The organism is Mycobacterium triplex (genome assembly GCF_000689255.1).
Classification (GTDB): domain Bacteria; phylum Actinomycetota; class Actinomycetes; order Mycobacteriales; family Mycobacteriaceae; genus Mycobacterium; species Mycobacterium triplex.
Genome location: NZ_HG964446.1, coordinates 5,170,856 through 5,183,071 on the forward strand (window position 1 = coordinate 5,170,856; position 12,216 = coordinate 5,183,071).

Here is a 12,216-nt window from a genome sequence, read left to right on the forward strand (position 1 = left end):
CACGACCGACGATCACGGCGCCGAACGGATCTCCCGGGGCAGCGCGAACACCAGCGTCTCCTGCGCCGTCGTCACCGGTTGCACCACGTCGAAACCGCATTCGGCCAGCCGCTCCAGCACCCCGCGCACCAGCACCTCGGGAACCGACGCGCCGGAGGTGACGCCGACGGTCGTGACGCCGTCCAACCACGCCGGGTCGATGTCGTCGGCCCAGTCGACCAGGTACGCCGCCGCGGCGCCGCCGCCCTTCGCCACCTCGACCAGCCGCACCGAGTTCGACGAGTTGCGCGACCCGACGACGATCACCAGCTCACACTCCGGTGCCATGGCCTTGACGGCGACCTGGCGGTTCTGGGTCGCGTAGCAAATGTCGTCGCTGGGCGGATCCTGCAGCTTCGGGAAGCGCTGGCGCAGCCGCTCGACGATCTCCATCGTCTCGTCGACCGACAGTGTGGTCTGCGAAAGCCACACCACCTTGTCCTCGTCGCGGACCGTCACGTCGTCCACCGAAGCGACGCCGTCGACCAGCTGCACATGGTCGGGTGCCTCCCCGGCGGTACCGATGACCTCCTCGTGCCCCTCGTGACCGATCAGCAGAATGTCGTAATCGTTGCGCGCGAAGCGCCGGGCCTCGTTGTGCACCTTGGTGACCAACGGGCAGGTGGCGTCGATGGTGTGCAGGTTGCGTTCGGCGGCCGCGGCGTGCACCGTCGGCGCGACGCCGTGCGCGGAGAACACCACGATGGCGCCCTCGGGGACCTGATCGGTCTCCTCGACGAACACCGCGCCGGCCTTTTCCAGGGTGTCGACGACGTGCCGGTTGTGCACGATCTCGTGGCGCACGTACACCGGGGCGCCGTGCTTTTGCAGCGCGCGCTCGACCGTTTCGACGGCCCGATCCACGCCCGCGCAGTAGCCACGAGGCTCGGCCAGCAGCACCCGCTTACGGGCCGGATCGCTGGCTACCGAGCTGGATGCGCCGGGAATCCCCATGTCGATGGTCGGCGGCATGGGCTCCAGGGTACGTTCCGCCGACACGGGCTCGCCAGCTCGCGGCGCCGGGCTTGGAGTTAGCCGTTGCTTAGGGCAATCTTGGACGCATGGCTTCTGCACCGTACGGAGTTCGGCTATTGGTCGGCGCGGCGACAGTCGCCGTCGAAGAGACCATCAGACTGCCGAAGACCATCCTGATGTACCCAATGACGTTGGCCAGTGAGGTCGCTCACATCGTGATGCGGTTCCAGCAGAATCTCGCGGAGCTGGTGATCAAGGGCGATTCCACCCTGGAATCCATCTTTCCGCCCAAAGACGAAAAGCCGGAATGGGCAACGTTCGACGAGGACACCGAAGTCGCGATCGACGGGGGTTTCGCCGAATTGCCGGACGGCGCGGGGGGCGATCGCCGGGCCGAGGGCCGCTTCGCGCTGTACTCCGTGGCCGACGCGCACGAGGATGCCAGCGCGCTGGTCAAGCCCGCCGGGCAATCGAAGAAGTCGGCGACCGGATCGACCGTTCCGGAGCCGTCCGTGGCGGCCGAACTCGACTACCCGACACTGACACTGGCTCAGCTGCGCTCCCGGGTCCAGTCGCTGAACGTCGACGAGCTCGAAGCCCTGCTGGCCTACGAGCAGGCCACCAAGGCCCGGGCGCCGTTTCAGACGTTGCTGGCCAACAGGATCACCCGCGCGTCCGCGAAGTGACCCGAGCGGCGAATTCGGAGGCGAACTCGGCCGAGAACCCCTTCCCGGTTCGCGCCGTCGCGATCCGGGTGGCGGGCTGGATCGACAAGCTCGGAACCGTATGGGTCGAAGGGCAATTGGCCCAGATCAACATCCGGGCCGACTCCAAGACCGTGTTCATGGTGTTGCGCGACCCGGCCGCCGACATGTCGCTGACCGTTACGTGTCCGCGCGACCTCGTGCTCAACGCACCGGTGAAATTGGCCGAGGGCACGCAGGTGGTGGTCTGCGGCAAGCCGTCGTTCTACACCGGGCGCGGCACATTCTCGTTGCGGCTGTCCGAGATTCGCGCTGTCGGTGTGGGCGAACTACTGGCCCGGATCGACCGGCTGCGCCGACTGCTGGACGCCGAAGGCCTGTTCGACCCGCGTCTGAAACGGCCAATTCCCTTCCTGCCGAACATGATTGGGCTGATCACCGGCCGGGCCAGTGCAGCCGAGCGCGATGTGACGACGGTCGCCGGCACCCGGTGGCCCGCGGTGCGGTTCGCCGTTCGCAACACCGCCGTGCAGGGACCCAACGCGGTCGCCCAAATCGTCGAGGCGCTGCGTGAACTCGATCGAGACCAGGCCGTCGACGTGATCGTGCTGGCCCGCGGCGGCGGCAGCGTCGAGGACCTGTTGCCGTTTTCCGACGAGACGCTGTGCCGCGCAATCGCGGCCTGTCGCACACCGGTGATCAGCGCGATCGGCCATGAACCCGACAACCCGCTGTGCGATCTGGTCGCCGATCTGCGGGCGGCCACCCCGACCGATGCGGCCAAGCGGGTTGTTCCCGACACCGCCGCCGAGCAGCGCGGAATCGCCGACCTGCGCCGGCGCAGCGCGCAGGCATTGCGCAACTGGGTATCTCGCGAACAGCGCGCACTGACGCAGTTGCGCAGCCGCCCGGTGCTGGCCGAGCCGCTGACCGCGCTGACGGCACGCGGCGAGGAGATCCACCGCGCCCGCTCGGCGGTGCGCCGCGACATCACCCGGCTGGTGGCCGCGGAATCCGAACGTGTCGGTCACCTGTCCGCACGGCTGGCTACGCTGGGCCCCGCGGCGACGTTGGCCCGCGGGTACGCGGTGGTACAAACGGTTCCCGCCGCCGGAGCGCCTCACGTCCTGCGTTCGGTGGACGAGGCACCGGCCGGCACCCGGCTGCGGGTGCGGGTTTCCGACGGCGCCGTAGCGGCGGTGAGTGAAGGGCTGACCGATGGTCACTGAAAACGACTGCGGAGGCGAATCGGCTACGCCCATTAGTCAACTTGGCTATGAATCCTGCCGGGACGAGCTGATCGAAGTCGTGCGCCTGTTGGAGCAGGGCGGACTGGATCTCGATGCATCGCTGAAACTTTGGGAAAGAGGCGAGCAGCTGGCAAAACGATGCGAAGAGCACTTAGCTGGCGCCCGCAAGCGAGTGGAGGATGCGTTGGCCACCGGGCAGGGCGACGAGGCTTGAATCGAACCTTCTATGCAAAACGAATTCCGCAGTTTGCACAAAACTGGAACGTGTTTCAGTTATTCTGTCCGGCATGGGTGATGCAGCACTGACGACCGAACTCGGCCGCGTCCTGGTCACCGGCGGCTCCGGATTTGTCGGCGCCAACCTGGTGACCACCTTGCTCGACCGCGGATACTCGGTGCGTTCCTTCGACCGCGCCCCGTCGCCGCTGGCCCCGCACTCGCAGCTGGAGGTGTTGCAGGGCGACATCACCGACAAGGCGATCTGCGCGCAGGCGGTGGACGGGATCGACACGGTTTTCCACACCGCGGCGATCATCGAACTGATGGGCGGCGCGTCGGTCACCGACGAATACCGTCAGCGCAGCTTTGGGATCAATGTCGGCGGGACCGAGAACCTGGTAGAAGCCGGCCGCGCGGCGGGCGTGCAGCGATTCGTCTACACGTCATCCAACAGCGTGGTGATGGGTGGCCAGAATATCGCCGGCGGCGACGAAACCCTGCCCTACACCACCCGATTCAACGATCTCTACACGGAGACCAAGGTCGTCGCCGAGCGATTCGTGTTGTCCCAGAACGACGTTGACGGCATGCTGACGTGCGCGATTCGCCCCAGCGGCATTTGGGGCCGCGGCGACCAGACGATGTTCCGCAAACTGTTCGAGAGCGTGATCGCCGGTCACGTCAAGGTGCTGATCGGTCGCAAGTCGGCCCGGCTGGATAACTCCTACGTGCACAACCTGATTCACGGCTTCATCCTGGCCGCCCAGCATCTGGTGCCCGGCGGCACCGCGCCCGGTCAGGCGTACTTCATCAACGACGACGAGCCGATCAACATGTTCGAGTTCGCCCGGCCGGTGGTGGAGGCATGCGGGCAGCCCTGGCCGCGAATTCGGGTGAACGGCCCCATCGTCCGGGCGGCCATGACCGGCTGGCAGCGCATGCACTTCCGGTTCGGGATTCCCGGGCCGCTACTGGAGCCTCTGGCCGTCGAGCGGTTGTATTTGGACAACTTCTTCTCGGTCGCCAAGGCGTCGCGCGACCTCGGCTACCAGCCGCTGTTTACCACCGAGAAGGCGCTGACCGAGTGCCTGCCCTACTACGTGGACATGTTCGCCCAGATGAAGCGGCAGGCCGAGGCGGCCAAAAGCGCCGCCAAGCGGTAGCGCTCCGGAACCGACGAGTCACCGGCGATCCGGTCCGATGGTCGGCAGCGTCTGTGGACAAACTCGTGACTGTGGATAACGACGCCGGGCGCCGCCTACGGCGGGGTTGTGGGCTGTGGTTTGTCGTAGCCGGCTGTGAGGATCGGGTTATGTCGATCGGGTCGTCTTGCGTGGTGGTGAGCCCTAAGGAGCGGCTGGAGGTGTTGTTTGGCGAGTTGGCGGAGTTGACCGGTCAACGCAACGCGATTGATGCCCGCATTGTGCAGATCACCGCGGAGATCGACCACGACGGGTTGTGGGGGATGACCGGTGCGCGGTCGGTGGCGGCGTTGGTGGCCTGGAAGACCGGGTCGTCGCCGGCCCACGCCCACACCATCGCCACCGTGGCCCACCGGCTCGACGAGTTTCCGCGCTGCGCTGCGGGGATGGCCGAGGGTCGGCTGTCGCTGGATCAGATCGGGGTGATCGCGGGCGGGGCGGGGCAGGGATCCGATGAGCACTACGCGGCACTGGCCTCGGTGGCCACCGTCAGCCAGCTGCGCACCGCGGTCAAACTCGAACCACGACCCCACCCCGAGCCGGCCCGGCCGGCCCCGCCCGCCTCGATCAGCAAAACCGCCACCGAGGAGTCCACCTGCTGGCGGATCACCCTGCCCCACCCCGATGCGGCGAAGTTCGAGGCGGCGCTGGCCTCGCACCGCGACGCCCTGATCACCGAATACAAACAGGACCACGCCACCAGCGCCGGTGATTTGGTGCCCCCATTCCCGGGGACCGTGGAGGCGTTTCTGCGCCTGGTGCAGACCGGGTGGGATGCCGAGGCCACCCGCCGCCCGCACGGCCAGCACACCACCGTGGTGGTGCACCTGGATGTGGCCCAGCGGGCCGCGGCGCTGCATCTGGGCCCGCTGCTGTCCGACGCCGAACGCCACTACCTGACCTGTGATGCCACCGGTGAGGTGTGGTTCGAACGCGCCGGTGAGCCTATCGGCGCCGGGCGCACCACCCGGCTGATCAGCCGGCGGCTGCGCCGCGCCCTGCAACACCGCGACCGCACCTGCGCGGTGCCCGGCTGCGGGGCCACCCGCGGCCTACACGCCCACCACATCGTGCACTGGGAAGACGGCGGCCCCACCGAACTGGCCAACCTGGTCCTGCTCTGCCCGTATCATCACCGCCTGCACCACCGCGGCGGCATCACCATCACCGGACCCGCCGACCACCTCACCATCACCGACAGCACCGGCGAACAGCTGCGCCCGGGATCACTCGCCCGCCCACCAAAACGTCCCCCACCCGATGTGCCACCCTGCCCCGGACCCACCGGCGAACGCGCCCACTGGTGGTGGTACCAACCCTTCCAACCACAACCACCACCAACCAACTGAGCCGCAGTGCTCAAACCTATTGGGGCATAGACGATTTCGCCTGCGACGTTCACAACCCACACCGCCGCCGAGCCAAGTCGGGAGATCTACCCGCAGATGCAAGCCCGGCGCCGGTGGCCACAGCCGCCGCCAAGCGGGCAGCCAACCAATCCGCGATAGCGCGCACTCTGCACCAAAATCGCCGGCTGGGCTAAGGTTCAGCTCAACGGCGACCCGGAGGGCGTTATGAACACCGAATTCACGCTCACCCAGAAACGTGCCCTCGCGGTACTCACGCTGATTGCGCTGGCGTTTGGCGCTTACTTCCTGCGCGACTACTTCGTGCTGATCGTGGTCGCCGCGGTCGGTGCGTATATGTTCACGCCACTGTTCAATTGGTTCAACAAGCGTTTCGGCACCGGCCTCTCGGCGACCTTCACCCTGTTGTCGGCACTGACGATGGTCATCGTGCCGGTCGGCTTGTTCATCGTCTTGGCCGTCGTCCAGATCTCCCGCATGGTCAGCAGCGTCTCCGGGTGGGTCAAGACCACCGACCCCAGTGAGCTCGGCAACAAGGCGCTGCACCTCGTCAACGACCTGTTGGGCCGAGTTCCCTTCCTGCACATGACAATCAGCGCCGAGCAGCTGCGCAAGGCGGCGGTCAGTGGAGGACAGCACGCCGGTCAGTGGCTGCTGCAAGCCCTTCAGGGCGCGGCGGGAGGCGTCTTCGGTGCCATCACCTACGGGATCATCTTTCTCTATGTCTTTCTCGCGTTGCTGGTGCACCGTGAGAGGCTGCGGACGTTGATCGGGCAGCTCAACCCGCTGGGCGAGGAAGTCACGGATCTGTACCTGAAGAAGACCGCTGCGATGGTGCGCGGCACCGTGTTTGGCCAGTTCGTCATCGCGCTCTGCCAAGGGGTCGCGGGTGCGGGGTCTATCTACATCGCCGGATTCCACCACGGCTTCTTCATTTTCGCGATCGTGCTCACCGCGCTGTCCATCATCCCGCTGGGCGGAGGCATCGTGACGATTCCGTTCGGCATCGGAATGATCTTCTACGGCAACATCTTCGGTGGTGCGTTCGTAATCTTGTGGCATCTGCTGGTGGTCACCAACATCGACAACTTCTTGCGGCCGATCCTGGTGCCGCGCGACGCCCGGCTGAATTCAGCGCTGATGCTGCTGGCGGTGTTCGCCGGTATCGCCATGTTCGGCCCGTGGGGCATCGTCATCGGGCCGGTGCTGATGATCCTGATCGTCACGACGATCGACGTCTACCTGGCGGTCTACCGGGGCGTCGAGCTGGTGATACCGGACGACGACAGGCCCGCGCGCCGCAACTGGCTGCCGTGGCGGAAGACGGCTAAGTCAGGCGCTGCGTGAGGAATTCGACGACTCGCTTGCGGGCCTCGTAGGCGGGCTGGCCGTCGACTTCCCGGACCTCGTCGGTGAGCACCGAGTGCGCCGCCTTGCCGAAGCCGTGTTGGTTGCCCGGGCGCGAATCGATCTCGATCACCTCGAACGCGTCGCCGAGGCGCTGCTTGAGCGCGGTGAAGCGGTCGCGCGGGGACATCCAGTCCTCGCTGAATCGCAAGCCCATGGCGCACAAGCCGTCGTTGGCGGCACGCTCGGCGATGGTGGCCAGTTCGGATTCGCTGAGCCCGGTGTCCCTGCGACGAGTCACGCCGAGCGGCAACGGCACCGACGGCTGGCTGAGCACCGGCGCCAGCACGCTGTCGTCGACCGCGGCGGCCAGCGCGAAACCGCCGGTGAAACATTGACCGATCACGCCGACGCCCTTGGCTCCCGTCGACGCCTTGAGGTCACGGGCCAACGCCCGCAAGAACAACGACACCGGCCGCTGCTTGTTCGTCGCAAAGGCCGCGAATTCCTTTGCCACACAAGCCCGTGCGGTGACCGCCGTCGTGTAACCGACCGTCTTGGCCTTGCCCGGCGCCCCGAACAGCGACGGGATGGCGACCGTGAAACCGTTGTCCACCAGGTGATTACCCAGGCCCAGCACACCGGGATGGGCTCCCGGAATCTCGGGAATCACCATGACCCCGGGACCGGTGCCCTTGCGGTAGACGTCGTGGGTGTAGCCGCCACCGCTGAACGGTGCCGCCACCCATCCGGAGAGGTCGGCTTGGGGTGCTGTCACGCGATCGCTCCTATCGGCTGGTCGGCAGCGGCGCCTGTGACTGCGTCGCGGCTGCCAGCGTACGGAACTGATCGGTGGTTCCGGCACCCGTGATCGCGATCTGGGTGGCCCCGCCCGGGCTGGCCAGCTTGGTGGTCCAGACCGGCTCGGCATCGGCGCCGCGGTCACCGGACCCGCGATAGACGATCCAGCTCGTTCCCGCGACGTCGACCGTTCCGGTCGGATACGCCGACGGGTGGATCGAGGCGACCAGTTTGTCCTCGTCGGCGTTGGTCTGCGTCAGGCTCAGATACATCCCCGTGGGGCCGATGTACCCGACCGTCGACGTGGCCGCGCGCAGCCGCTGACCGTCGGACATCCGCCCGTTCTCGATACCGCCACGACTGCCGGAGTTGGGCTGCCAGCCCTCGGGCAACTGCGGCAACCGGATCGGAAAGCCCAGCGTCTGCGCATCCGCGCGCAGGGCCGTCGCCGCGTCGTAGGACGGAATCGCGCCCTTGTTCGCCCCGGTCGGCTCAAACGAACACATCCCGACCATGCCGGCCAGCAGGATGCATCCGACCACCAGCGGCACCAGCGACCAGAACATGTCGCGACCGTCCTGCAGCAACCGCGGTTTGGCCGGCCTGGCCGCGGGCACCGGTTCACCGGCCTGGTCGGCGCTGGGCTGCTCCTCGGTCACCCCACGAGTATCCCAGTTTGCCGTCACCAGCCGCAGCCCAGCTCCAGCGGACCGATCTGCTTCTGGGAGAATCACCAACATGACAGCATCGGGCGGATCCGGTTCGTCTTCGACCGCGACTGCGGGCTCCGACCCGCAGGTACGGGCACGCCGCGAGGCGCCCGACCGCAACCTGGCCTTGGAACTGGTCCGGGTGACCGAGGCCGGCGCGATGGCCGCCGGCCGCTGGGTGGGCCGCGGCGACAAGGAGGGCGGTGACGGCGCGGCCGTCGACGCGATACGTGAACTGGTCAGCTCGGTCTCCATGCGCGGGGTCGTCGTCATCGGCGAGGGCGAAAAAGATGAGGCGCCGATGCTCTACAACGGCGAGGAGGTCGGCAACGGCGACGGCCCGGACTGCGACTTCGCCGTCGACCCGGTGGATGGCACCACCCTGATGAGCAAGGGCATGCCGAATGCCATCTCGGTGCTGGCGGTGGCCGACCGCGGCGCGATGTTCGACCCGTCGGCGGTGTTCTACATGAACAAGATCGCCGTCGGTCCCGAAGCCGCGCACGTGCTGGACATCACCGCGCCGATCGCCGACAACATCCGCGCCGTCGCCAAGGTCAAGGACCTGTCGGTGCGGGACATGACGGTGTGCATCTTGGACCGGCCGCGGCACAGTCAGCTCATCGAGGACGCCCGCGCCACCGGTGCCCGCATCCGGCTGATCACCGACGGCGACGTCGCCGGCGCGATCTCGGCCTGCCGGCCCCAGTCGGGCACCGACATGCTGGCCGGCATCGGCGGCACCCCGGAGGGGATCATCGCCGCGGCGGCGATCCGCTGCATGGGCGGGGCCATCCAGGCGCAGCTGGCGCCGCGCGACGACGCCGAACGCCGCAAGGCGCTCGACGCCGGCTACGACCTGGACCAGATCCTGACCACCGAAGACCTGGTGTCCGGCGAGAACGTCTTCTTCTGCGCCACCGGCGTCACCGACGGCGATCTGCTCAAGGGCGTCCGCTACTACCCCGGCGGGTGCACCACCCAGTCGATCGTGATGCGCTCGAAGTCGGGCACCGTCCGCATGATCGAGGCCTACCACCGGCTTTCCAAGCTCAACGAATACTCCGCGATCGACTTCACCGGCGACAGCACCGCTGCCTATCCCCTGCCGTAACCGCGACAGCACACCCCGACGAAGAGGAACTGATTGATGGCCGAAAGCGCTGAATATCGCATCGAGCACGACACCATGGGCGAGGTACGTGTGCCCGCAAAAGCGTTGTGGCGAGCGCAAACCCAGCGCGCGGTGGAGAACTTTCCGATTTCTGGCCGGGGCCTCGAGCGCACCCAGATCCGCGCGTTGGGATTGCTGAAGGGCGCCTGCGCCCAGGTAAACCGCGACCTCGGACTGCTGGCACCGGAGAAGGCCGACGCGATCATCGCGGCCGCGGCCGAGATCGCCGACGGCAAACACGACGACCAGTTCCCGATCGACGTCTTCCAGACCGGCTCGGGCACCAGCTCCAACATGAACACCAACGAGGTGATCGCCTCCATCGCGGCCAAGGGCGGTGTCACGGTGCACCCCAACGACGACGTCAACATGTCACAGTCGTCCAACGACACCTTCCCGACCGCGACCCACATCGCGGCCACCGAAGCCGCAGTGCGCCATCTGATCCCGGCGCTCGAGATCCTGCACGACGCGCTGGCGGCCAAGGCCGGCGAGTGGCACACCGTGGTCAAGTCGGGCCGTACCCACCTGATGGACGCGGTTCCGGTCACCCTCGGCCAGGAATTCAGCGGATACGCCCGCCAGATCGAGGCCGGCATCGAGCGGGTGCGGGCCACGCTGCCGCGGCTGGGCGAGCTGGCCATCGGCGGAACCGCGGTGGGCACCGGGCTCAACGCTCCCGACGACTTCGGCGCCAAGGTGGTCGAGGCGCTGGTAGCTTCGACGGGGCTGTCCGAATTACGCACCGCGGCAAACTCTTTCGAGGCTCAGGCCGCGCGCGACGGCTTGGTGGAGGCGTCCGGTGCGCTGCGCACCATCGCCGTGTCGTTGACCAAGATCGCCAACGATATCCGCTGGATGGGATCCGGGCCGCTGACCGGTTTGGCCGAGATCGCGCTGCCGGACCTGCAGCCGGGTAGCTCGATCATGCCGGGCAAGGTCAATCCTGTTCTGCCCGAAGCGGTTACGCAGGTCGCCGCGCAGGTGATCGGCAACGATGCCGCCGTCGCGGTCGGTGGCTTGTCGGGCGCCTTCGAACTCAACGTCTACATCCCGATGATGGCCCGCAACATCTTGGAGTCGTTCAAGCTGCTGACCAACGTCTCGAAGCTGTTCGCCGAGCGCTGCATCGTCGGCCTCAAGGCCAACGAAGAGCATCTGCGCGAGCTGGCCGAGTCGTCGCCGTCGATCGTGACACCCTTGAACTCGGCCATCGGCTACGAGGAAGCCGCCGCGGTGGCCAAGCAAGCACTGAAGGAGCGCAAGACGATCCGTCAGACCGTGATCGACCGCGGCCTGATCGGGGACAAGTTGTCGATCGAGGAACTGGACCGCCGGCTCGACGTGCTGGCGATGGCGAAGGTCAAACCGGCGAATTAGGTGGGGGTGGTTCTGCAATGACGGTTCCTCCGGGCGGTCCCTACGGTCAGGATCCGTACGGTGCGAATCCGTATGGGCAGGGCCCCTATTGGGGTGGACCACCACCGACCGGCCCGCAGCAGGGCGGCCCGCCCCCGTACCCGCCGGGCGGCCCCTACTCGGGGCCCCAAAGTGGTGCGTACCCCTACCCGCCGACCGGTCCGTTCACCAATCCTCAGGGCGGGATGGATCCTTCGTACCCCGGTCAGCCGTTCGGTCAGGCCGGGCCGCCGTATGCCCCCGGCTGGCCGCCCGGCTCCTACCCGCCGGGACCGCCGCCGAACGGGCCGCGGTCGAACATGCCGTGGCTGATCGTCGCGGGCATCGCGGTGCTGGGTGTCATCGCGCTGGTGGTGATCCTGATCGTCAGCCTGAACAACGAACCCAAGTCCCCCAGGGCCAACCCCTCTGGTCCGTCGTCTTCGACAGCCGCGCCGACGTCGCAGCCGGGTGGTTCCGGACAGACCGCAACCGATTGCACACCCAACGTGTCCGGTGGCGACAAACCCGCGGGCGGCGCCCCGATCAAGGCGGGCAAGCTGTCGTTTCCGGCCAACGCGGCACCCGGATGGGTGCCGTTCTCCGATGACCAAACTCCGAATCTCATTGGCGCAGTGGGGCTAGCGCAGGAGGTGCCGGGCGCCAGTCAATGGGTGATGCAGGCCGAGGTCGCCGTCACCAACTTCGTCCCCAGCATGGACGTCAGCGCGCAGGCAGCGAAGCTGATGAATTGCGTGGCCGAAGGCCCCGGCTACTCGAACGCCTCACCGACGCTGGGCCCGATCAAGAAGTCGTCGATCACGGTCGAGGGCATCAAGGCCGCGCGGGTGGACGCCGACGTCACGATCGCCGACCCCGCCCGCAACGTCAAGGGCGACGCCGTGGTCATCATCGCGGTCGACACCAAGCCGGTCACCATCTTCCTGGGCGCCACGCCCATCGGCGATGCGGCCTCGGCGGGACTGCTCAACCAGGTGATCGGATCGCTGAAGGTTTCGAAGTAATCCGG

At 67.2% G+C, this 12,216-nt stretch carries 12 protein-coding genes; 9 read left to right on the forward strand and 3 right to left on the reverse strand.

The genetic code is table 11. From position 1 onward, the window contains the following. Positions 1 to 12: 12 nt before the first annotated feature. Positions 13 to 1,011, reverse strand: a complete 999-nt coding sequence (locus BN973_RS23865) for a 4-hydroxy-3-methylbut-2-enyl diphosphate reductase (protein WP_036471177.1) — start codon at positions 1,009 to 1,011, stop codon at positions 13 to 15. 89 nt (positions 1,012 to 1,100) lie between these two features. On the opposite strand from BN973_RS23865, the gene BN973_RS23870 reads away from it, so the two are divergent. The 6 genes from BN973_RS23870 (at position 1,101) to BN973_RS23895 (ending at position 7,103) form a co-directional block, all read left to right on the forward strand. Beyond that, complete coding sequence (locus BN973_RS23870) at positions 1,101 to 1,700, forward strand: lipid droplet-associated protein (protein WP_036471178.1); 600 nt, start codon at positions 1,101 to 1,103, stop codon at positions 1,698 to 1,700. Further along, positions 1,697 to 2,947: an exodeoxyribonuclease VII large subunit gene (xseA, locus tag BN973_RS23875; RefSeq protein ID WP_036471179.1), complete on the forward strand. Its 1,251-nt coding sequence runs from the start codon at positions 1,697 to 1,699 to the stop codon at positions 2,945 to 2,947. Before BN973_RS23870 ends, xseA begins: the two co-directional genes overlap by 4 nt. Further along, positions 2,937 to 3,182 (forward strand): exodeoxyribonuclease VII small subunit, encoded by a 246-nt coding sequence (locus tag BN973_RS23880; protein WP_036471180.1) that lies wholly within the window; start codon positions 2,937 to 2,939, stop codon positions 3,180 to 3,182. Before xseA ends, BN973_RS23880 begins: the two co-directional genes overlap by 11 nt. A 61-nt stretch (positions 3,183 to 3,243) precedes the next feature. Further along, positions 3,244 to 4,350 carry a 3-beta-hydroxysteroid dehydrogenase gene (locus BN973_RS23885; protein WP_036472980.1) on the forward strand — a complete coding sequence of 369 codons (1,107 nt, stop codon included), beginning with the start codon at positions 3,244 to 3,246 and terminating at the stop codon, positions 4,348 to 4,350. Between the two features lie 149 nt (positions 4,351 to 4,499). Continuing rightward, positions 4,500 to 5,738 (forward strand): HNH endonuclease signature motif containing protein, encoded by a 1,239-nt coding sequence (locus BN973_RS23890; protein ID WP_036471181.1) that lies wholly within the window; start codon positions 4,500 to 4,502, stop codon positions 5,736 to 5,738. A gap of 225 nt (positions 5,739 to 5,963) precedes the next feature. After that, a complete protein-coding gene (locus BN973_RS23895) occupies positions 5,964 to 7,103 on the forward strand; it encodes an AI-2E family transporter (RefSeq protein ID WP_036471183.1) in 1,140 nt (379 codons plus the stop codon). Here the strand turns inward: BN973_RS23895 and BN973_RS23900 are convergent. Beyond that, a complete protein-coding gene (locus BN973_RS23900) occupies positions 7,084 to 7,881 on the reverse strand; it encodes a dienelactone hydrolase family protein (RefSeq protein WP_036471184.1) in 798 nt (265 codons plus the stop codon). The genes BN973_RS23895 and BN973_RS23900 overlap by 20 nt on opposite strands. A gap of 10 nt (positions 7,882 to 7,891) precedes the next feature. Then, positions 7,892 to 8,563 (reverse strand): DUF4245 domain-containing protein, encoded by a 672-nt coding sequence (locus BN973_RS23905; protein ID WP_036471186.1) that lies wholly within the window; start codon positions 8,561 to 8,563, stop codon positions 7,892 to 7,894. A 79-nt stretch (positions 8,564 to 8,642) separates the two neighbouring features. Here BN973_RS23905 and glpX point away from each other — a divergent pair, with 79 nt between their 5' ends. The 3 genes from glpX to BN973_RS23920 are packed head-to-tail and all read left to right on the forward strand — an operon-like array spanning position 8,643 to position 12,211. Continuing rightward, on the forward strand, positions 8,643 to 9,728 hold the full coding sequence (gene glpX / locus BN973_RS23910) for a class II fructose-bisphosphatase (RefSeq protein WP_139830010.1): 1,086 nt from the start codon (positions 8,643 to 8,645) through the stop codon (positions 9,726 to 9,728). Between the two features lie 36 nt (positions 9,729 to 9,764). Then, a complete protein-coding gene (locus tag BN973_RS23915; RefSeq protein ID WP_036471187.1) occupies positions 9,765 to 11,168 on the forward strand; it encodes a class II fumarate hydratase in 1,404 nt (467 codons plus the stop codon). A gap of 17 nt (positions 11,169 to 11,185) precedes the next feature. Beyond that, a complete protein-coding gene (locus tag BN973_RS23920; protein WP_036471188.1) occupies positions 11,186 to 12,211 on the forward strand; it encodes a hypothetical protein in 1,026 nt (341 codons plus the stop codon). Positions 12,212 to 12,216 lie beyond the last annotated feature (5 nt).

Bases quoted from the DNA above. Each gene is read 5' to 3' on its own strand.
- BN973_RS23865 (WP_036471177.1), bottom strand. From the start codon at position 1,011: ATGCCGCCGACCATCGACATGGGGATTCCCGGCGCATCCAGCTCGGTA.
- BN973_RS23870 (WP_036471178.1), top strand. From the start codon at position 1,101: ATGGCTTCTGCACCGTACGGAGTTCGGCTATTGGTCGGCGCGGCGACA.
- BN973_RS23880 (WP_036471180.1), top strand. From the start codon at position 2,937: ATGGTCACTGAAAACGACTGCGGAGGCGAATCGGCTACGCCCATTAGT.
- BN973_RS23890 (WP_036471181.1), top strand. From the start codon at position 4,500: ATGTCGATCGGGTCGTCTTGCGTGGTGGTGAGCCCTAAGGAGCGGCTG.
- BN973_RS23895 (WP_036471183.1), top strand. From the start codon at position 5,964: ATGAACACCGAATTCACGCTCACCCAGAAACGTGCCCTCGCGGTACTC.
- glpX (WP_139830010.1), top strand. From the start codon at position 8,643: ATGACAGCATCGGGCGGATCCGGTTCGTCTTCGACCGCGACTGCGGGC.
- BN973_RS23915 (WP_036471187.1), top strand. From the start codon at position 9,765: ATGGCCGAAAGCGCTGAATATCGCATCGAGCACGACACCATGGGCGAG.
- BN973_RS23920 (WP_036471188.1), top strand. From the start codon at position 11,186: ATGACGGTTCCTCCGGGCGGTCCCTACGGTCAGGATCCGTACGGTGCG.